The organism is Pseudomonas sp. SC11 (assembly GCF_047039205.1).
GTDB classification, from domain to species: domain Bacteria; phylum Pseudomonadota; class Gammaproteobacteria; order Pseudomonadales; family Pseudomonadaceae; genus Aquipseudomonas; species Aquipseudomonas boreofloridensis.
Genome location: NZ_CP178183.1, coordinates 4,164,681 through 4,183,844, shown reverse-complemented (window position 1 = coordinate 4,183,844; position 19,164 = coordinate 4,164,681). Strand labels below are relative to the sequence as shown.

At 61.9% G+C, this 19,164-nt stretch carries 17 protein-coding genes; 7 read left to right on the top strand and 10 right to left on the bottom strand.

Annotated elements, in window-relative coordinates; genetic code table 11:
- Nucleotides 1-36 precede the first annotated feature (36 nt).
- The 4 genes from ACK2SD_RS18665 (at nucleotide 37) to pdxH (ending at nucleotide 5,300) form a co-directional block, all read left to right on the top strand.
- Nucleotides 37-2,274, top strand: coding sequence for a beta-galactosidase (locus ACK2SD_RS18665; protein WP_412460546.1), 2,238 nt, complete (start codon nucleotides 37-39; stop codon nucleotides 2,272-2,274).
- Nucleotides 2,275-2,393: 119 nt separating this feature from the next.
- A complete protein-coding gene (locus ACK2SD_RS18660) occupies nucleotides 2,394-3,539 on the top strand; it encodes a serine hydrolase domain-containing protein (protein ID WP_412460545.1) in 1,146 nt (381 codons plus the stop codon).
- Nucleotides 3,540-3,637: 98 nt separating this feature from the next.
- Nucleotides 3,638-4,633 (top strand): OmpA family protein, encoded by a 996-nt coding sequence (locus ACK2SD_RS18655; protein WP_295481381.1) that lies wholly within the window; start codon nucleotides 3,638-3,640, stop codon nucleotides 4,631-4,633.
- A 19-nt stretch (nucleotides 4,634-4,652) separates the two neighbouring features.
- Nucleotides 4,653-5,300 (top strand): pyridoxamine 5'-phosphate oxidase, encoded by a 648-nt coding sequence (gene pdxH, locus ACK2SD_RS18650; protein WP_304484043.1) that lies wholly within the window; start codon nucleotides 4,653-4,655, stop codon nucleotides 5,298-5,300.
- A 28-nt stretch (nucleotides 5,301-5,328) separates the two neighbouring features.
- On the opposite strand, the gene ACK2SD_RS18645 is transcribed toward pdxH, so the two are convergent.
- Nucleotides 5,329-5,571 (bottom strand): hypothetical protein, encoded by a 243-nt coding sequence (locus ACK2SD_RS18645; protein ID WP_029613213.1) that lies wholly within the window; start codon nucleotides 5,569-5,571, stop codon nucleotides 5,329-5,331.
- A gap of 143 nt (nucleotides 5,572-5,714) precedes the next feature.
- Here ACK2SD_RS18645 and ACK2SD_RS18640 point away from each other — a divergent pair, with 143 nt between their 5' ends.
- Complete coding sequence (locus ACK2SD_RS18640) at nucleotides 5,715-6,179, top strand: glycine zipper 2TM domain-containing protein (RefSeq protein WP_029613212.1); 465 nt, start codon at nucleotides 5,715-5,717, stop codon at nucleotides 6,177-6,179.
- 59 nt (nucleotides 6,180-6,238) lie between these two features.
- Here the strand turns inward: ACK2SD_RS18640 and nhaA are convergent, their stop codons facing one another.
- The 8 genes from nhaA to ACK2SD_RS18600 all read right to left on the bottom strand — a co-directional run bounded on the left by nhaA (nucleotide 6,239) and on the right by ACK2SD_RS18600 (nucleotide 15,106).
- Nucleotides 6,239-7,429, bottom strand: a complete 1,191-nt coding sequence (gene nhaA, locus ACK2SD_RS18635) for a Na+/H+ antiporter NhaA (RefSeq protein WP_412460544.1) — start codon at nucleotides 7,427-7,429, stop codon at nucleotides 6,239-6,241.
- 228 nt (nucleotides 7,430-7,657) lie between these two features.
- Entirely contained in the window at nucleotides 7,658-9,271 is a 1,614-nt protein-coding gene (locus tag ACK2SD_RS18630) for an NAD(P)/FAD-dependent oxidoreductase (protein WP_412460543.1), read from the bottom strand.
- Between the two features lie 102 nt (nucleotides 9,272-9,373).
- A complete protein-coding gene (locus ACK2SD_RS18625; RefSeq protein ID WP_029613209.1) occupies nucleotides 9,374-10,048 on the bottom strand; it encodes a COG3650 family protein in 675 nt (224 codons plus the stop codon).
- A gap of 110 nt (nucleotides 10,049-10,158) precedes the next feature.
- Entirely contained in the window at nucleotides 10,159-10,860 is a 702-nt protein-coding gene (locus tag ACK2SD_RS18620) for an ABC transporter ATP-binding protein (RefSeq protein ID WP_029613208.1), read from the bottom strand.
- Complete coding sequence (livG, locus tag ACK2SD_RS18615; RefSeq protein WP_029613207.1) at nucleotides 10,861-11,628, bottom strand: high-affinity branched-chain amino acid ABC transporter ATP-binding protein LivG; 768 nt, start codon at nucleotides 11,626-11,628, stop codon at nucleotides 10,861-10,863.
- On the bottom strand, nucleotides 11,625-12,881 hold the full coding sequence (locus ACK2SD_RS18610; protein WP_039575988.1) for a high-affinity branched-chain amino acid ABC transporter permease LivM: 1,257 nt from the start codon (nucleotides 12,879-12,881) through the stop codon (nucleotides 11,625-11,627). Before ACK2SD_RS18610 ends, livG begins: the two co-directional genes overlap by 4 nt.
- On the bottom strand, nucleotides 12,878-13,801 hold the full coding sequence (gene livH, locus ACK2SD_RS18605; RefSeq protein ID WP_039575990.1) for a high-affinity branched-chain amino acid ABC transporter permease LivH: 924 nt from the start codon (nucleotides 13,799-13,801) through the stop codon (nucleotides 12,878-12,880). The genes ACK2SD_RS18610 and livH overlap by 4 nt, the downstream gene beginning before the upstream one ends.
- Before the next feature lie 189 nt (nucleotides 13,802-13,990).
- On the bottom strand, nucleotides 13,991-15,106 hold the full coding sequence (locus tag ACK2SD_RS18600) for a high-affinity branched-chain amino acid ABC transporter substrate-binding protein (RefSeq protein WP_029613204.1): 1,116 nt from the start codon (nucleotides 15,104-15,106) through the stop codon (nucleotides 13,991-13,993).
- A gap of 360 nt (nucleotides 15,107-15,466) precedes the next feature.
- Here ACK2SD_RS18600 and ACK2SD_RS18595 point away from each other — a divergent pair, with 360 nt between their 5' ends.
- Both ACK2SD_RS18595 and ACK2SD_RS18590 read left to right on the top strand, forming a co-directional pair.
- Nucleotides 15,467-15,778, top strand: coding sequence for a DUF2288 domain-containing protein (locus ACK2SD_RS18595; protein WP_039575994.1), 312 nt, complete (start codon nucleotides 15,467-15,469; stop codon nucleotides 15,776-15,778).
- A 173-nt stretch (nucleotides 15,779-15,951) separates the two neighbouring features.
- Nucleotides 15,952-16,839 carry an NAD(P)-dependent oxidoreductase gene (locus ACK2SD_RS18590; RefSeq protein WP_412460542.1) on the top strand — a complete coding sequence of 296 codons (888 nt, stop codon included), beginning with the start codon at nucleotides 15,952-15,954 and terminating at the stop codon, nucleotides 16,837-16,839.
- On the opposite strand, the gene ACK2SD_RS18585 is transcribed toward ACK2SD_RS18590, so the two are convergent.
- Nucleotides 16,739-19,003: a putative bifunctional diguanylate cyclase/phosphodiesterase gene (locus ACK2SD_RS18585; protein WP_412460541.1), complete on the bottom strand. Its 2,265-nt coding sequence runs from the start codon at nucleotides 19,001-19,003 to the stop codon at nucleotides 16,739-16,741. The two genes, ACK2SD_RS18590 and ACK2SD_RS18585, sit on opposite strands and share 101 nt — an antisense overlap.
- Between the last annotated feature and the right edge of the window lie 161 nt (nucleotides 19,004-19,164).

The following is a 19,164-nucleotide window of genomic DNA, read 5'->3' as shown; positions in this document are numbered from 1 at the left end:
GGGCCCATGAGGGCCTTGAAGGAGAGCCCCGTCCACATGATCCGCCGCACCCTGCCCGTTGTCCTTACCCTGTTGTGTAGCACTGGCGTGCTCGCTGAGCAGCAGACGCTGTTCAGCTTCGTGCGTCCGACCTCGATGGTGACGGTCTCCACCGAAGATACCGGCATGCCGCAATACAATGCGGAACAGACGGCCGAGGGCGAGGTGCTTCGGCGTGTGGTGTTCAACCCGGTGGCGCATCCTACCCTGCGCCTGAGTCCCCAGACTGGCGTGTGGGACTGGTCGGCTGGGCAGTTCCTGACGCTGCGCCTGCAGAGTGCCCAGGACTGGGCGCTGACCGTGGATGTGACGGTCACGGGCAGTGACGGCCGCAGCCTGGTCAGCCGTATCGATCTCCCGGCAGGCCCGGCACAAACGGTGATGGTGCCGCTCAAGGCCAGTTCGCCGCTCAGCCAGGGCATGCGCGCCGGCCCGCCGATGCCCTGGCGTTACGACGGCCAACGTCTGCTGTTGACCAGTAGCAGCGGCGAGCTGGACCTCAAACAGGTGGCGTCGGTCAGCTTGAGCATTCCCCAGCCCAAAGTCGCGCAGAACCTGCTGGTGGAAAAGCTCGGCCTGGAGAGCGACGACCGCGTGGTGCGTGCGGCCTACAGCGAGTTGATCGATGCCTATGGTCAGTCCACTCGCAGCCGCTGGCCAGAAAAGATCGCCAGCGACGAGCAACTCAAGGCAGCCGACGTCCGCGAACAGCAGCAACTCAAGCGTTGGCTGGGCGAGCGCGCGCAACAGTCGCTCGACCTTTATGGCGGCGTGATCGCCGGTCCGGCCTTTGAGGCCCAGGGCTTCTTCAGAACCGAAAAGCGCGATGGGCGGTGGTATCTGGTCACGCCGCAAGGCCATGCGTTCTATTCCCTGGGCGTCAATGCCGTGGCTGCGGACGGTGGGCGCACTTACGTCGCTGGACGGGAAACGATGTTCAAGGGCCTGCCGGCGCAGGGCGAGGCACGCTCGGCATTCTATGGTGAAGGCAGCAATGACGATGGCAACGCGTCTTCCCAGGGACGCGGCTTCAAGCAAGGCCGCTGGTTCGACTTCTACGCGGCCAACCTGCAGCGCACCTACGCCAAGCCCTGCACGCCGGTCGCCGAGAGCCAAGGGCCTGCCGACTGTGCGGCTGCGACCTTCGATGCGACGCGCTGGCAAGCCCATAGCCTCGACCGGTTGCTGGCCTGGGGTTTCAATACCTTGGGTAATTGGAGCGATCCAGCGTTGGGTGAAGCACAGCGGGTGCCTTACACCCTGCCACTGTCGATTGTCGGTGACTACGCCAGCATTAGTACGGGCATGGACTGGTGGGGCCGCATGCCCGATCCGTTCGACCCGCGCTTTGCCATGGCCACCGAGCGGGCGGTGGCCATCGCGACCCGCGACCACCGCGACGATCCTTGGCTGATCGGCTATTTCGCCGACAACGAGCTGGCCTGGGCCGCGCCTGGCGACGATCCCAAGGCGCGTTATGGCCTGGCCTTCGGTACGCTTCGGCTGACCACCGATGTGCCCGCTAAGCGCGCGTTCCTCAAGCAGTTGCGCGACAAGTACCGCAACCAGGAGGGTCTGTCGAAAGCTTGGGGCATCGAACTCAAGGCCTGGGAACTGATGGAAGACCCAGGCTTCGAGGCGCCGCTGCCCAATGCCGAGCATCCGGAGATCGAGCGTGACTATCAGTACTTCCAGCAGGTGTTCGCCCAGACCTACTTCAAGACCATCTCCGATGCCCTGAAGTGGCATGCACCCAATCACCTGCTGCTGGGTGGGCGCTATGCGATCAGCACACCGGAAGCGGTCAAGGCATGCGCCGAATTCTGCGATGTCATCAGTTTCAACTTCTATACCCTCAAGCCCCAGGACGGCTACGACTTCGCGCGTCTGGCCGAGTTGGACAAGCCGGTACTGGTCTCGGAATTCCAGTTCGGCTCGCGCGACCGTGGTCCGTTCTGGCCTGGGCCGCTGGAAGTGGCGCGGGAAGAGGATCGAGGTCCGGCCTACGGCAATTTCCTCAAGGCCGCGCTGGCCCAGCCAATGATCGTCGGGGCGCATTGGTTCCAGTACCTGGATCAGCCCGCCAGTGGTCGGCTGCTCGATGGTGAGAACGGCCATCTCGGGCTGGTGGCCATCACCGATGTCGCCTATCCGGGCTTCGTCGAAGCGGTGCGCAAGAGCAATCGGGAAACCCTCGAGGAGGTGCGTCGAATGCTGGAGTCCAAGACGCCCTGAGCGTCGTTGGGGAACTTGGGCTTTTTCCGACAACCTTCTGGCCACATTCAGTAGGCAAATCCGCCAACTACTGAAACAATGCCCGCCTTTGTCTGGCAAGTAGTACGGAGAGCGGGCGGGTGCACATTCAGGGTCACTATGAGCTGAAGTTCGAAGCGGTGCGCGACGCCTTTGCCGCCTTGTTCGAGGATTCCCAGGAGCGTGGTGCGGCGCTGTGCATTCAGGTGGGCGGCGAGACCGTCATCGACCTGTGGGCGGGCACAGCCGACAAGGACGGGCAGCAGGCTTGGCACAGTGACACCCTTGCTAACCTGTTTTCCTGTACCAAGACCTTCACCGCAGTAACCGCGCTGCAGTTGGTCGGCGAGGGCAAGCTGGCACTGGATGCCCCTGTGGCCCGTTACTGGCCCGAGTTCGCCCAGTCTGGCAAGGAAGGCATCACGCTGCGCCATCTGCTCAGTCACCGTGCCGGCCTGCCAGCCATCCGTCATCTGCTGCCGGCCGAGGCGCTCTACGACTGGTCGTTCATGGTCGATACCCTGGCGGCCGAGGCGCCTTGGTGGACACCGGGCACTGAGCATGGCTATGCCGCCATCACCTACGGCTGGCTGATCGGCGAGCTGATCCGGCGCGCCGACGGTCGCGGCCCGGGCGACTCGATCGTGGCCCGCACAGCGCGTCCTCTGGGTCTGGATTTCTATGTGGGCTTGGACGATGCCGAATTTCACCGTGTCGCGCATATCGCTCGCGGCAAGGGCAACCCCGGAGACGCCGCTGCCCAGCGCTTGCTGCAGGTGACGATGCGTGAGCCGCAGGCGCTGTCCACCCGCGCTTTCACCAATCCCCCGGCGATTCTCACCAGCACCAACAAGCCCGAGTGGCGCCGCATGCAGCAACCGGCTGCCAATGGTCACGGCAATGCGCGCAGCCTGGCTGGTTTCTACGCCGGTCTGCTCGATGGCAGTCTGCTGGAATCGGAACTGCTCGATGAGTTGACCCGCGAACACAGCCTTGGCCAGGACCGGACGCTGCTGACCCAGACCCGCTTCGGCCTGGGCTGCATGCTCGACCAGCCCCAGGTCGCCAACGCCACGTTCGGGTTGGGCGCACGGGCGTTCGGTCATCCCGGCGCAGGTGGTTCGGTCGGTTTTGCCGACCCGGAGTACGACGTGGCGTTCGGCTTTGTCACCAACACCCTCGGGCCTTACGTGCTGATGGATCCGCGGGCGCAGAAACTGGTGCGGGTACTGTCCAGTTGCCTTTGATCGGGTAATGCGGGTAATGCCCGATTCCTTTGACTATCCTCAATGCCAACGCCACCACGGGTGGGCAAAATCTTCTTCTAATTCATGGTGTATCGCCGATGTCTTCACACAAAACCTTAGCACTCGCCCTGTGCCTGGCCATGACCGGCTGCGCCAGCCAAACCCCGGATGGCTCCAAGAGCGCGGCCCTGAGCTGGTGGCCGTTTGGTTCGGACAAGGTCGCTGACCAGGAAGTGAAAGCGGCGGTCACCGAGAAGGTTGCGAAAGCTGACGCCAAGTCCGAGGGCGGCAGTCATTGGTGGTGGCCGTTTGGCTCGAGCGAGAAGCAGGCTGAAGCGCCAGTCGTACCGAAGATCGACCAGAAGGCCACCCAGGCCTGGCTGGATGCGTACGAACCCAAGCTGCGCGAGGCCGCCAAGGACAGCAAGCTGGAGGTCGAGCGTCGTGAAGATGTACTGGTCGTGATCCTGCCGGTCGACGGTTCGTACAACCCAGATCGACCCAATATGCTGCTTCCCGTCACGCTCGGCCCCATCACCCGTGTGGCCAAGATTGTCGAAGGCGATCCCAAGACCGCAGTGCTGGTGCTCGGCCACGCCGATACCAGCGGTGTTGCCGTCGCCAACCAGAAACTCAGCCTGGAACGCGCGGCTTCGGTATCGGCTATTTTCCGTTTGAGCGGCCTGCAGCGTGATCGCCTCAACCTCAAGGGCATGGGTGCGGTCATGCCGCGTGCAGCCAATGACAGTGTCGAGGGCCGGGCGCTGAACCGCCGTGTCGAGATGCTGCTGACCCCGCAGAACACCATGCTGGCGCTGCTCGCCAAGTATCAGCAGGCAGCCCCAGCGCCTATGGCTGCTCCGGCGGCCATGGTTGCTACGCAGGATGCCAAAGCGCCAGTCAAGGCCGCTGCGGCCAAGCCAGCCGCGAAACCTGCGACCAAGGCCGCCGCCAAGCCTGCTGCGAAGAAGACTGCGAGCAAGGCTGCCGCCAAGCCCGCCGCTAAGAAGGCGGCTGCAAAACCCGCCGCGAAAAAGGCGACCACCACCACGGACAAGAAAGTCGCCGCCAATAGCCCTGCGAAGACCAACTGATCGTCAAGGAAACGCAGCAATGACCCAGTCCCTGGCCGATATGCGGCGCGACTACACCCGTGATGGCCTGGCCGAAGACCAGGCCCCGGCCGAGCCCTTCGCCTTGTTCCACCATTGGTTCGGCGATGCGGTGAAGACCGAGCAGCCGCCAGTGGAGGCCAACGCCATGACGCTGGCCACGGTCGATGGTCAGGGGCGCCCGCATTGCCGGGTGTTGCTGCTCAAAGGGCTCGATGAGCGCGGGTTCACTTTTTTCACCAACTACGAGAGCGCCAAGGGCCAGCAACTGCTGGTTAATCCTTTTGCGGCCATGACCTTTTTCTGGCCTGCGCTGGAGCGTCAGGTGCGCATCGAGGGACGAGTGGAAAAGGTTTCGGCGAAGGAGTCGGACGATTACTATCAGGTGCGTCCTCTGGGTAGTCGCCTGGGTGCCTGGGCGTCGCCGCAAAGCCGGGTGATCGCTGACCGTGCCGAGCTCGAAGGCTTGGTCAAGGCTACCGAAGCGCGCTTCTCCGACACTCAGCCGCACTGTCCGGAACATTGGGGCGGCTATCGTTTGCTGCCTGAGCGCATCGAATTCTGGCAAGGCCGTTCGAGCCGTTTGCACGATCGTTTGAACTATCGCTGGATCGACGGTGTGTGGCAGCGAGAGCGTCTGGCGCCTTAATCGGTGAGGGCCGTTCAGGCCCTCGTCTTCACGCAGCTTCCTTCGCGTAGGCATCGGCCTCACGCTTCAACCAGTCCGCCAGTTGCCCTCGAGCGATCTTCTGTTCTCGTGCCTGTGCCAATCGTTGCAGCATATAGGCAACTTTTGCGGCGTCCTGGCCCGCCAGTGACAGCGCCAGGTCACGGTCCATCCAGCGTCGCATACGCAGGTATAGCCAGCCGTGAAAGTACAGGCCGGCGGCGGTGGTCACCGCGACGATGAAGTAATCCATGGCTATCATTGGTCTCAGTATTCAAGCGCGGCGATGGGCTATCGCCTGTACCTGAACTGAATGAAAACAATTTAATAGCCTGGGTGTCGTGACACCCATCAATGCGCGGAGTCTAATGGACACCTGACTTATGGAGATTTCCCATGCGTAAATCCGTTCTGCTGATGGCCAGCTTCACCACCATGGCGCTGCTGCTCGGCGGTTGCCAGTCGAGCCTGACCGGCGACAGCTATTCCCGTGACGAGGCCCGCCGTGTGCAAACCGTGCGCATGGGCACCATCGAATCCCTGCGTCCGGTGAAGATCGAAGGCAGCAAGACGCCGATCGGTGGTGGTGCAGGTGCCATCGTCGGTGGTGTGGCAGGCAGCGCAGTCGGCGGTGGTCGCGGCAGCATCGTCGCTGCGGTGATTGGTGCAGTGGCCGGTGGCCTGGCGGGTTCTGCCGCCGAAGAGGGCTTGACCCGCACTCAAGGTGTCGAAATCACCGTGCGTGAAGACGACGGCAGCATGCGAGCCTATGTGCAGCAAGTGCAGCAGAACGAGATCTTCCGCGTTGGCGAGCGCGTGCGCATCATGACGGTCGATGGCACCAGTCGCGTTACCCACTGATTGCTAAGTATGAAAAACCCGACTCGGCACGGCCGGTCGGGTTTTTTTGCGCTTGGCGATCAGGGCGTGGCCGTTGCAGGATCCCGCTGGCGACTGGCTGCCGCCGTGACGGCGTAGCCGATCAACGCCGCGAAGAACGAGCCGGTCAGAATGCCCATTCGATCCTCGCCCGCATATTCGCTCACCCCTGAAGGGAAGGCCAGGGATCCGACGAACAGGCTCATTGTGAATCCGATCCCGCACAAGATCGCTACACCGAAAACCTGGCCCCAATTGGCGCCTGCTGGCAGCGAAGCCAGGCGCAGCTTTATGGCGACCCAAGTAAGGCCGAACACACCGACCGTTTTGCCCAGCACCAGGCCGATGGCTACGCCCAGCGGCACGGAGTGGATGAAGCTCTGAGCCGTGACACCGACCAGCGAAACCCCGGCGTTGGCGAAGGCGAACAAGGGAAGGATCGCATAGGCCACCCAAGGGTGCAGTGCATGCTCCAACGTGATCAGCGGCGAGGCGGTTTTGTCGTCGCGGCCCCGCAGCGGGATGAACATCGCCAACATGACGCCCGCAAGCGTGGCATGGATGCCGCTTTTCAGCACGCAGACCCACAGCACCAGGCCGACGATCAGGTAGGGTGCCAAGCGTTTGACCCCCAGCCGATTCATCCCCAGCAGTACTAGCAGACACGCGCCTGCCAGGCTCAGCGCCAGACTCGAAAGGGCGCCGGAATAGAACAGGGCGATGATGATGATCGCGCCCAGGTCATCGATGATTGCCAGCGTCATCAGGAACAGTTTCAGCGACACAGGTACGCGCTTGCCGAGCAGTGCCAGCACGCCGAGGGCGAAGGCGATATCGGTCGCCGTGGGGATTGCCCAACCCGCCAACGTGGCAGGGTTGTCGCGGTTGATGAACCAGTAGATCAAGGCGGGCACCAGCATACCGCCGACGGCTGCGGTCGCTGGAAGAATGATTTGCGATGGCTTGGACAGCTGGCCCTGGAAGACTTCTCGCTTGACCTCAAGGCCGATCAGCAGGAAGAACAGTGCCATGAGACCATCGTTGATCCACAGCAGCAGGGGCTTGGCGATATGCAGGTCGCTGATCTGCACGGCCACCGGTACGTCGAGGAAACTGACGTACCAGTGCGAGAGGGAAGAGTTGTTGACGATCAGGGCAATGACCGCTGCAGTGATCAGCAGCAGGCCGCTGGCGGATTCCAACTGAAGGAAGCGATTGATAAGACTGCGCACGGATGAACGGCTCCACGACTTGGGCGAACAGGGGATACACCCTAGCGTGCAGCGTTATGCTTTAGAATAAAAACTATATTCTTTTTTGTTATAACGTGTTGCCGTTTGGGTAGGGGAAGGCTAGAGGTCTTAAAGGCTGAGTGCTGAGCGAAAAGTCTCTGCGTGGCGTCGAAAATTCCGAAAAATGGGTACAGCCCCGGGGGCGACGTTGCCCCCAGGACAGCGCGATCAGGCGTCGATACCCAGCATGCTTCTGGCCACCGCTTCGGCAATGCGAATGCCGTCCACGCCGGCCGAAAGAATACCGCCGGCATAGCCTGCGCCCTCACCGGCAGGGAACAGCCCTTTGAGGTTCAGGCTCTGGTAGTCCTGCCCGCGGGTAATGCGCAGTGGCGAGGATGTGCGTGTTTCGATGCCCGTGAGTACCGCGTCGTGCAGGTTGTAGCCTTTGATCTGCCGGTCGAACGCTGGCAGTGCCTCGCGGATCGCTTCGATGGCGAACGCGGGTAGGCTAGGCGCCAGGTCGCCGAGGCTGATGCCCGGCTTATAGGAAGGCTCCACGCTACCCAAGGCGGTGGACGCACGCCCGGCGACGAAGTCGCCCACCAGCTGCGCAGGCGCCTGGTAGTTGCTGCCGCCCAGCACGTACGCGTGTGCCTCCAGACGCTCCTGCAACTCGATACCGGCCAGTGGACCCCCTGGGTAGTCCCGCTCCGGATCAATGCCCACGACGATGCCCGAGTTGGCATTACGCTCGTTGCGCGAATACTGGCTCATGCCGTTGGTGACCACCCGGCCTGGCTCGCTGGTGGCGGCCACTACCGTGCCTCCCGGGCACATGCAGAAGCTGTACACCGACCGGCCGTTGCTGGCGTGGTAGACCAGTTTGTAGTCCGCCGCGCCCAGTTTCGGGTGTCCGGCATACTTGCCCAGGCGCGCTTTGTCGATCAGCGATTGCGGATGCTCGATGCGAAAGCCCACCGAGAACGGCTTGGCTTCCATGAACACGCCCCTGGCGTGCAGCATGCGGAAGGTGTCGCGGGCGCTATGCCCCAACGCCAGCACCACATGTCGCGAGTGCAGTTGCTCGCCGCTTTCCAGCACGACCCCCGTGAGTTGCTCGCCCTCGGTCAACAGGTCAGTGACTTTTTCCTGGAAACGGATCTCACCGCCCAGGGCAATGATTTCCTCTCGCATCTTTTCGACCATGCTGGTCAGACGGAACGTACCGATGTGCGGCTTGTTGATGTAGAGGATTTCCTCCGGCGCGCCGGCCTTGACGAACTCGTGGAGCACCTTGCGGCCGTGATGCTGGGGATCCTTGATCTGGCTGTACAGCTTGCCATCAGAGAACGTACCGGCGCCGCCTTCGCCGAACTGCACGTTGGACTCGGGGTTGAGCACGCTTTTGCGCCACAGGCCCCAGGTGTCCTTGGTGCGTTGGCGCACTTCCTTGCCGCGTTCCAGTACGATCGGCCTGAAGCCCATCTGCGCCAGCAGCAGGCCGGCGAAGATACCGCAGGGGCCGAAGCCGACTACCAGCGGACGCTCGGCCAGTTCGGCAGGCGCATGGCCGACGAATTTGTACGTGACATCCGGCGCCACACCGACATTGCGATCGTCGACGAAGCGGCGCAGCACTTCGTCTTCGTTGCTGGTTTCCAGGTCGATGGTATAGATGAACAGCAACTCACTGTTCTTCTTGCGCGCATCGTAGCTGCGCTTGAACAGGTTGAAGCTCAGCAGTTGATCGTCACGGATGCCCAGGCGCTGGACGATGGCTTCGCGCAGGGCCTCGTCGGGATGGTCCAGGGGCAGCTTCAGTTCGGTGATTCGTAGCATGGCACGTCCAGTATCGCGGCCATGGGCGGCCGGCGGCTTTAAACAAACCGCCAAGTATAAGCTCTTCGCCGCCTCGACTGGCAGGATAAAAGTGTCCGGCGATCACTTGTCCCGCGCACCACCGTAGTAGGCGCAGCCTTGCAGGGTCTGGCCGTCGATGCGCAGTTCGGCGCGCAGGTGACGCATGGCGCCCGTACCCCGCTCGACGCAGCGTTGCGGCGCCACCCACAGTTCGACACGCTGACCGTTGGCTTCGCTGGACAGACTCAAGCCACCACCGGGCATCTGCTCTTCGAGGAACGGCAATGGCAGCGGATCCTTGCCTGCGCGGTTGATCACCATACCTTTGCCGCTGGCCTTGATGTCCCAGTCGGGCTCATGCCCGCCGGCGCGTAGCGTCAATTGCTTGAAGTTCGGGTCTTCGCAGGCGTTGGCCGACGCTTCTACGCGGTACAGCCGAGTCACCTCCAACTGCCCATCGCTGTTGGCCGCGCGACTGCCGGCCAGACGCCCGCGAACATCGGCGAACAAGGTGGCTTTTGGCCCGCCGGCCAGGTTGGCCGCCTCCTGAAGAATGCCGGTGCCGGCCGCGTCCTTGACCACGAAGTGGCGCGCTTCGCTGCAGGGTTTGAACAGCAGTTGACCGTCGGCCGCGCTCAATTCGCCCTGCAAGCGTGTGCTGCCGACGTTGGGATCGCTCGGTTGCTCGGCGAACATCTGGCAGCCGGCGAACAGCGGCAGCATGGCAGCGAGCAGAAGAGGGGAGGTGAAGCGCATCGGGTGGACTCCGGGGTCGCGTGGGTCGAGGGAGCTCACGTTACCCAGCGTAGGTCCGGTCCACAAGAGGGGGACAGGAGCGACGAAGCGCCACTCCTGTCGCGCGAGCATCAGCCGCCGAGGTAGGCGTCGCGCACTTTCGGATCGGTCAGCAAGGCTTCGCCTGTGCCTTGCATCACGACCTTGCCGTTTTCCAGCACATAGGCGCGGTCGGCGATCTTCAGTGCCTGATTGGCATTCTGCTCCACCAGGAACACCGTTACGCCATCGCGGCGCAGTTGCTCGATGATGTCGAAGATCTGCTGGATGATGATCGGCGCCAGGCCCAACGACGGCTCATCGAGCAGCAGCAGCTTGGGCTTGCTCATCAACGCCCGACCGATGGCGAGCATCTGCTGCTCGCCGCCGGACATGGTGCCGCCACGCTGGTTGAAGCGCTCCTTCAGGCGCGGGAACAGGGCCAGGACCTTGTCCATCTGGGCTTGATAGTCGCCCTTGTCGGTGAAGAAACCGCCCATGGCCAGGTTTTCCTCGACCGTCAGACGGGCGAACACGCGACGGCCTTCGGGTACGACCGCGATGCTCTTGCGCATGATGTGCGAGGAGGGCTGGCCCACCAGTTCTTCGCCCAGGTAGCGGATACTGCCGCTATGCGCCTGCGGCGAGCCGCACAGCGTCATCAGCAACGTCGACTTGCCCGCGCCGTTGGCACCGATCAGGGTGACGATCTCACCCTGGTTGATCTCCACATTGACGCTGTGCAGCGCCTGGATCTTGCCGTAGAAGGTGGAAACGTTCTCGAACTTCAGCATTTACGCTTCCCCCAGGTAGGCCTTGATCACATCAGGGTTGGCACGGATCTGCTCCGGTGTGCCATCGGCCAGGGGCGTACCCTGGTTGATCACCACGATATGGTCGGAAATGCTCATCACCAGCTTCATGTCGTGCTCGATCAGCAGCACGGTCACGTCATGGGATTCGCGCAGGTATCCGATCAAGGCTTTGAGGTCTTCGGTTTCCTTAGGGTTCAGGCCAGCGGCCGGTTCATCGAGCATGATGATACGCGGCCGGGTCATCATGCAGCGGGCGATTTCCAGGCGGCGTTGCTGACCATAGGCCAGCGTGCCAGCGGTGCGGTTGGCGAACTCGGTCAGGTTGACCTTGTCCAGCCAGTACTGGGCGCGTTCCATGGCTTCCTTCTCGCTGCGGCGGAAACCTGGCGTCTTGAACAGCCCGGCGAAGAAGTTGGTATTCAGGTGGCGGTGCTGGGCGATCAGCAGGTTTTCCAGCGCGGTCATTTCCTTGAACAGGCGAACGTTCTGGAAAGTGCGCACCACGCCTTTGCGGGCGATCTGATGTCCGGCCAAGCCCTGAATGGGCTGGCCATCGAGCAGGATAGTGCCGCCGCTGGGCTTGTAGAAGCCGGTCAGGCAGTTGAACACGGTGGTCTTGCCGGCGCCATTCGGACCGATCAAGGCCACCACCTGTTTTTCCTTGACGGTCAGGCCCACGCCATTGACCGCCAATAAGCCACCGAAGCGCATGCTCAGGCCGCTGACTTGCAGAATTTCGCGGCTCATCGACGCAGCTCCATATGAGGACGTTGCATGGGCAGCAGGCCCTGCGGACGCCAGATCATCATCAACACCATCAGCGCACCGAACATCAGCATTCGATACTCGCTGAACTCGCGCATCAACTCAGGCAACAGGATCATCACGATGGCCGCGAGAATCACGCCCAACTGAGAGCCCATGCCGCCGAGCACGACGATGGCGAGGATGATCGCTGACTCGATGAAGGTGAATGACTCCGGTGTCACCAGGCCCTGGCGCGCGGCGAAGAAACTGCCGGCGAAACCGGCGAAGCTGGCGCCGAGAGTGAAGGCGGAGAGCTTGATGATGGTCGGGTTCAGGCCCAGCGCACGGCAGGCGATCTCGTCTTCGCGCAGCGCTTCCCATGCTCGTCCGATGGGCATGCGCAGCAGGCGGTTGATCACGAACAATGCGAGCAATGCCAGTACCAGCGCTACCAGGTAGAGGAAGATGACCTTGTTGATCGAGTTGTATTCCAGGCCGAAGAACTCGTGGAAGGTCTGCATCCCCTCGGCGGCGCGGCGCTCGAAGGTCAGGCCGAAGAAGGTCGGCTTCTCGATGCCGCTGATGCCGTTGGGCCCGCCGGTCCAGTCGGTGAGGTTGCGCAGGAACAGGCGAATGATCTCGCCGAAGCCCAGCGTGACGATCGCCAGGTAGTCGCCGCGCAGGCGCAGTACCGGGAAACCGAGCAGGAAACCAAAGGTTGCGGCCATCAGGCCGGCGATCGGCAGGCACACCCAGAAGCTCCAGCCCAAGTAATGCGAGAGCATGGCATAGCTATAGGCGCCGACGGCATAGAAACCGACGTAACCCAGGTCGAGCAGACCGGCCAGGCCCACCACGATGTTCAGCCCTAAGCCCAGCAGAACGTAGATCAGGATCAACGTGGCGATATCGACCGCCCCGCGTGAGCCGAAGAACGGCCATACCAGTGCAACCGCGATCAGGCCGAGGATGACCCATCGCTGGGTCTTGGGCAGGGTCAGGAAGTTGCTCACCGAAGGCGGAATCAGTTTGCGTTCGGTGCGGCTACCCATGACCGCGCTCCACTGCCGGTCGAACAGCACACGCAGGAACATCAGCAGCGAGCACGCGGCGATCACGGCGAGGGTGAATTCGCCCTGGCTGTGCACGACCAGGTTGATGCCGTCGATGCTCAGCTTCAGACCCAGCACCGGGAAGGCCACGGCCCAGACCAGCAAGGCGCTGAACAGCGCCTGTTTGAGATTTTTGTTCATACTTTTTCAACCTCCGGACGGCCCAGGATGCCGGTCGGCCGGAACAACAGGACAAGAACCAACAAGCCGAACGCCACGACGTCCTTGTATTGGTCGCCGAAGATGTCTGCGCCGAACGCTTCGGCCACACCCAGCACCAGCCCGCCGAGCATGGCCCCCGGGATGCTGCCGATGCCGCCCAGTACTGCTGCGGTGAACGCCTTCAGCCCCACGAGGAAGCCGGCGTTGGGGTTGATCACCCCGTACTGCATGCTCAGCAGCACGGCTGCCACCGCCGCCAGTGCGGCGCCGATGACGAAGGTCAGGGCGATGATGTTGTTGGTGTTGATGCCCAGCAGGTTGGCCATCTTGATGTCCTCGGCACAGGCGCGACAGGCGCGGCCCAGGCGGGAGCGGGAGATGAACAGCGTCAGGCAGGTCATCGCCACCAAGGTGACCACGAACACCAGGATCTGCATGTAGGACACCAGCACTTCCTCCGCGCCGCCCGGACCGAAGGAGAAGGCTCCCGGAATCAGGTTGGGGATGGATTTGTCCTTGGAGTCCTGCGACAGGAGCACGGTGTTCTGCAGGAAAATCGACATGCCGATCGCGGAAATCAGCGGGATCAGGCGATTGCTGTTGCGCAGCGGACGATACGCCACCCGCTCGATGCTGTAGCCATAGGCGCTGGTGACGCAGATGGTGGCGACGAAGGCTACGGTCATCAGGATCGGCAGCGAGTGAATGCCCATCATGGCCAGCCCGGCAAGGGCGATGAAGGCCACGTAGGATCCGATCATGTAGACCTCGCCGTGGGCGAAGTTGATCATCCCGATGATGCCGTACACCATCGTGTAACCGATGGCGATCAAGGCATAGGTGCTGCCGATGGTCAATCCATTAACCAGTTGTTGGAAGAAATGGTAGATCTCAGGCATTACAGCGCTCCTAAAAACCTGATGTGCATTTCGCTGGCCGGGGTAACGGCCAGGAAACCGCGGGTGACGGTTTTAAGATTTTCAGGTGAGCCCGCCCCCGGATCGCGGGAGTCGGGCCCATGAACCTCGTAAAACAAAGCCCACTGCTCGCACAGTGGGCTTCTACGGTCAGCTATTTAGTCACGCGTATTACTGAGGGGAGACTTCGGTCTTCGGCTTGCCGAAGTGCCATTCGTAGACCACGAACTTGAAGTCTTTCAGGTCGCCCTTGGCATCGAAGGACAGGGTGCCGGTTGGGGTCTTGAAGGAGCCAGCGTGGAGCGCATCAGCCACCTTGGTGGTGTCTTCGGACTTGGCAGCCTTGATGCCTTCGGCGATCAGCTCGACGGCCGAGTAGGCCGGGAACACGAACGGACCGCTCGGGTCTTTGCCGTCGGCCTTGATGGCGTCGACGATGGCCTTGTTCTCCGGATCGGCGTCGAACGACTTCGGCAGGGTCACCAGCAGACCTTCGGAAGCGCCTTGGGCGATCTGCGAGATGGAGTCGTTGCCGACACCTTCCGGCCCCATGAACTTGGCTTTCAGGCCTTTTTCCTGAGCTTGGCGCAGGATCAGACCCAGTTCTGGGTGGTAGCCACCGTAGTAGACGAAGTCGACGTTGTTCTGCTTGAGCTTCTGAATGATCGAGGAGAAGTCTTTGTCGCCCGCGTTGAGGCCTTCGAAGACGGCGACCTTGACGCCTTTCTTCTCGAGGGTCTGTTTGACCGCGGTGGCGATGCCCTCACCGTACTGTTGCTTGTCGTGCAGCACTGCAACGACCTTGGGCTTGACGTGATCGGCGATGTAGTTGCCGGCCGCTGGACCTTGGGCGCTGTCCAGACCGATGGTACGGAAGATCAGCTTGTAACCGCGGGCGGTGATCTCCGGAGACGTGGCAGCAGGGGTGATCATGATCACGCCTTCGTCTTCGTAGATGTCCGACGCGGGCTGAGTGGAGCTGGAGCACAGGTGGCCGATGACGAACTTGACGCCATCGTTGACCACTTTGTTGGCGACGGCCACGGCCTGTTTAGGGTCGCACGCGTCGTCGTATTCCTTGGCCTCAAGCATCTTGCCATCGACGCCACCCTTGGCGTTGATGTCCTTGATAGCCTGGTTGGCGCCGATGAACTGCATGTCGCCGTACTGGGTCACAGCGCCCGTCTTGGGACCGGCGATACCGATCTTGATGGTGTCGGCGGCCATCGAATGGCTGGCTACCCCGGCCAGAACCATTGCGGCGAACAGCTTGGAAATCTTGATCATAGTGCTCCACTCATTCTGTTGTAATTCTTAGAGTCCTGGCGGCCAGGGCTACAGACCGGGCGAGATTCGCGGCACGCTCGTGCCATGTCGCGAGCCCACCTTCCCCCGGAACATGTCCCGGAACTGTACCGGTACAGTGTAGAGCGCTCTCCGAGCGCTTGAAAAGCGGGCGAAAAGTCCCTGTTCTGCGGGTTGTCGCATGCTCGACATGAAAATACAGATAAGCGCCATCAAAATGCCTGTATTTACGGGTTTTCTGGTGGAGACGAATACCTGTCGCGCAAATTACTTATTTGAAACGTGGGTTTTTCTGCAAAAATGCGGGCTTTTTAGTTGGCCATGCCATTGGCAGGAATCCCCATGACTGATCACACAAGCACCCTCTATGCCAAACTGCTCGGCGAGACGGCGATTATCGAATGGAGCGCCTTGGAGCGTTTTTGGGCCAAGGGTGACCTGATTTGGGTCGACCCTACCTTGGACTTGATCGCCGTGGCCCAGGCCATGGCAGAAAACCGCAGTGATCTCGTTGCTGCGTGGCGTGAGCAGGGCGCTGTCGCGGCGGTCGATGCAGAGCAGGCGCTAGACATGCAGACGCGCAATCCGCAGATCTGGGCCGTGGTGGTCTCACCGTTCATCCTCATCCAAGTGAAATCAGCGAAAAACGACTGATCTATTCTGGTGCGGCTGGATGTAAATCGGCACCTTTATGGTGCTTGCGCGGGTTGCGATACAGTAGCTGTCGGTAACAAAAGAGGTTCGACGGCGCCGTTGCGGTAACAGTTTACGCCCTGCGTAATGCCGGCCCGGCCTTGCGTCTATATCGAATATGTCAGGAGTCGTCCATGAGCACAGCCATGCCAACCCTCGGATTTGCCGGAATCGGCTTGATGGGACTGCCGATGTGCCACCGGCTACTCGCCGCAGGCTATTCGCTGACGGTATGGAATCGCAGCGCGCACAAGTGCGCGGAGTTGGTCGCAGCAGGAGCTCGACTGGCCGAAAGTCCGGCTGCACTGTGCCGTGACAGCGATGTGGTGATGCTGTGTCTGGCCGACACGGCGGTTGTGCGCGAAGTCGTATTCGCAGAGCAGGGTGTGGCCTGCGGTGCAAAGCCAGGTCAGTTGCTGGTCGATTTGTCCAGCCTGGAGCCCGGCGCCACCCGTGAAATGGCCGCCGCACTGGCGGCGCGCTGTGGCATGGCCTGGCTTGACGCTCCAGTGTCCGGCGGCACTGCGGGTGCACAAGCCGGAACCTTGGCGATCATGGTCGGTGGCGAGGCGGCCGACTTGGCGCGCGTGCGCGCAGTGCTGCTCACCCTCGGCCAACGCGTCACGCACATGGGCGGCGTGGGGGCCGGCCAGGTGACCAAGGCCTGCAATCAGATGATCGTCGCCTGCAATGCCCTGGTGATCGCTGAGGTGGTGGCGCTGGCTGAACGCTCCGGGGTCGATGCCAGCCTCATCGCCCAAGCCTTGGCCGGCGGTTTTGCCGATTCGCGACCCTTGCAGATACTCGCGCCACAAATGGCGCAGAGCCAGTATTCGCCCGTCAAATGGCATGTACGCACCTTGCTCAAGGATCTCGATACGGCAGTGAAGCTGTCCCGCGAACAAGGCTCGGCGACACCGATCACCGGCCTCGCCGCGCAATTGATGCGCCTGCACGGCGGCCAGGGACATCTGCAGGACGACCCTGCAACCCTGGTCGAGCTGTTTCGCACTCGCCCATGACCGTGCTGTCCATGCGATCCAGCCGCTCCAGCACGGTCGGTAACTCGCTCAGTGCCACGGGGCGACTGAGCAGGAAGCCCTGAGCGAAGTCGCAGCCCTGGGTCGCCAGGAAGGCCAGTTGCTCATCGGTCTCCACGCCCTCGGTCACCACCTGCAAGTGCAGGGTGTGCGCCATGATCAGAATCGCCTGGACGATCTCGCGGTCCTGCTGGCTACCCGGTACGTCCTGGATGAACGAACGATCGATCTTCAACACATCCAGCGGTAGGCGCTTGAGGTAGGCGAGCGACGAATAGCCGGTGCCGAAATCGTCGATCGACAGTCCCACGCCCTGGCCACGGATGCGCTTGAGCAAGTTGATGGTACGGTGGATGTCGCCCATCAGCGCATTTTCCGTGACCTCCAGTTCCAGTTGGCGGGCAGCCAGGCCGGCCTGCAACAAGGCCATCTCGACATCGCTGGCCAGTTCCTCACGGCCAAGGGTGACTGCCGAGCAATTGACCGTGACCTTCAGATGTCCATAGCCACGCCGAGTGAGGTCGGCCAGGTCCTGGCAGGCGCGCTGCAGCACCCATTGGTCGAGCTCGGCGATCAGTCCGTTGGCCTCGGCGATGGCGATGAAACGGTCAGGGCCGATCAGGCCCTGTTGCGGATGGTGCCAGCGCACCAGTGCTTCGAGCTTGGCCACGCGGGCGTCGTGCAGATCGAAGATCGGCTGGTAGTACACGCACAGCCCGCGTTCCTCGAGCAATGCCACGCGCAGTTCTTCCTCCAACTGCAGTTCGAGGGTGGCCCGGGTCTTCAAGCTGCTGTTGAAGAAGTTCAGGTTGTTGCGCCCGCCATCCTTGGATTGATAAAGCGCCAGATCGGCATTTTTCAGCAGTTCCTCAGCACTGCGGCCATCATCCGGGAAAATGCTGATGCCGATGCTGGTAGTCATGACCATGCGCCGCCCACCCAGGTCGATGGGCTCCTTCATGCGCTGCATGATCCGCTGGCCGAGTTTGCGCGCTTCGTCACGGTTGTGCAGGCTGGTGACGATGCAGAACTCGTCGCCGCCAAAGCGCGCCACCAAGTCCTGACTGCGGGTCGCTGCCCGGATATGGGCGGCGATCACTTTGAGCAACTCATCGCCGGCGGCGTGGCCAAGGCTATCGTTGATGCGCTTGAAGTGATCGATGTCGAGAAACATCACCGCCAGCAGGCTTTCTGTGACCGCGTGCTCGGCCAGGCGCTCGGCAAAGACCTGGTTGAAGCCCCTGCGATTGACCAGATTGGTCAAGGCGTCGTAGTGAGCGGCTTGCTGCAGCGAAACCCGGGCCTGGTCGAGTTGACTGAGCAGCACATTCACCCTGCGCAGGTCGTGCTCCTTGCTCTGCAACTTCTTGTCGGCCAGTGCTGCGCTGATGCTGCTGGCGCTGATCAGCAGGGTGATGAAACCGATGCTCAGGCCCAGTTGCAAGCTGTTGTCGGCGGAGGGCAGTTGGGCAGGGTCGCCCTCGGCAATCACCAGCGACAGTGCGGCCATTCCCGTGTAGTGGGTGAAGACGATGCCTGCCGCCATGATCAGGGCTGCCCCATACTTCATCGCCAGGTGCCGCGTACCACTGCCGCTGCCCAGGTAGCGAGTGACCCACACCGCCACCAGGCTGGTGACCACGGCAATACCCAGCGAGGCCACCACCAGCGGGGTTTGATAGTACTGTCGGGCGCTGGTCTGCAGGGCCGCCATGCCGACGTAATGCATGACGCCGATACCCAAACCAATGGCCAATGCCGCCTGGAGGTAATGGCGCGGTTGCATGTGCAACCGATCCAGCTGGTTCATTGCCAACCAGGCGGCGATCAAAGCTATGAACAAGGAAAGCGCCGTCAGCGTCATGTCGTAATGCACTTCTAGCGGTGGCTGGTAGGCCAGCAGGCTGATGAAGTGCATGGCCCATATGCCGCTGGCCAGACAGCAGGCGCCCAGGCCTTTCCATTGGCGACGCGCGCGTGGCTCCTCGCTGTGGATCTGTCGATCAGCCATGTCCAGGGTGGCGAAACAGGCTGCGCCGGCGACAACGTAGGCGAGCACGACAAGGAAAGGATTGTGGTGACAGTCGAGGACGACCTGTCCGTGCGCCGGCAGCTCGGCGAATAATTGAAGTCCCAGCCACTCCATTGCCTGTCTCTTCGTCGAGTACGCAGGGGTCCTCTGCGCTCATGGAGAAGACCATCGAGCCGTGAGTATAGGAAAGGTGCTGACCGCGTTCCTGATTGATGGCGATTTGATTTCAATTATTTGGGCATTTGCCATATAGCCGATGGCTATATGTCAGCCCA

Bases quoted from the DNA above. Each gene is read 5' to 3' on its own strand.
- ACK2SD_RS18665 (WP_412460546.1), top strand. From the start codon at position 37: ATGATCCGCCGCACCCTGCCCGTTGTCCTTACCCTGTTGTGTAGCACT.
- ACK2SD_RS18655 (WP_295481381.1), top strand. From the start codon at position 3,638: ATGTCTTCACACAAAACCTTAGCACTCGCCCTGTGCCTGGCCATGACC.
- pdxH (WP_304484043.1), top strand. From the start codon at position 4,653: ATGACCCAGTCCCTGGCCGATATGCGGCGCGACTACACCCGTGATGGC.
- ACK2SD_RS18645 (WP_029613213.1), bottom strand. From the start codon at position 5,571: ATGGATTACTTCATCGTCGCGGTGACCACCGCCGCCGGCCTGTACTTT.
- ACK2SD_RS18640 (WP_029613212.1), top strand. From the start codon at position 5,715: ATGCGTAAATCCGTTCTGCTGATGGCCAGCTTCACCACCATGGCGCTG.
- ACK2SD_RS18630 (WP_412460543.1), bottom strand. From the start codon at position 9,271: ATGCTACGAATCACCGAACTGAAGCTGCCCCTGGACCATCCCGACGAG.
- ACK2SD_RS18625 (WP_029613209.1), bottom strand. From the start codon at position 10,048: ATGCGCTTCACCTCCCCTCTTCTGCTCGCTGCCATGCTGCCGCTGTTC.
- ACK2SD_RS18620 (WP_029613208.1), bottom strand. From the start codon at position 10,860: ATGCTGAAGTTCGAGAACGTTTCCACCTTCTACGGCAAGATCCAGGCG.
- livG (WP_029613207.1), bottom strand. From the start codon at position 11,628: ATGAGCCGCGAAATTCTGCAAGTCAGCGGCCTGAGCATGCGCTTCGGT.
- ACK2SD_RS18610 (WP_039575988.1), bottom strand. From the start codon at position 12,881: ATGAACAAAAATCTCAAACAGGCGCTGTTCAGCGCCTTGCTGGTCTGG.
- livH (WP_039575990.1), bottom strand. From the start codon at position 13,801: ATGCCTGAGATCTACCATTTCTTCCAACAACTGGTTAATGGATTGACC.
- ACK2SD_RS18600 (WP_029613204.1), bottom strand. From the start codon at position 15,106: ATGATCAAGATTTCCAAGCTGTTCGCCGCAATGGTTCTGGCCGGGGTA.
- ACK2SD_RS18595 (WP_039575994.1), top strand. From the start codon at position 15,467: ATGACTGATCACACAAGCACCCTCTATGCCAAACTGCTCGGCGAGACG.
- ACK2SD_RS18590 (WP_412460542.1), top strand. From the start codon at position 15,952: ATGAGCACAGCCATGCCAACCCTCGGATTTGCCGGAATCGGCTTGATG.
- ACK2SD_RS18585 (WP_412460541.1), bottom strand. From the start codon at position 19,003: ATGGAGTGGCTGGGACTTCAATTATTCGCCGAGCTGCCGGCGCACGGA.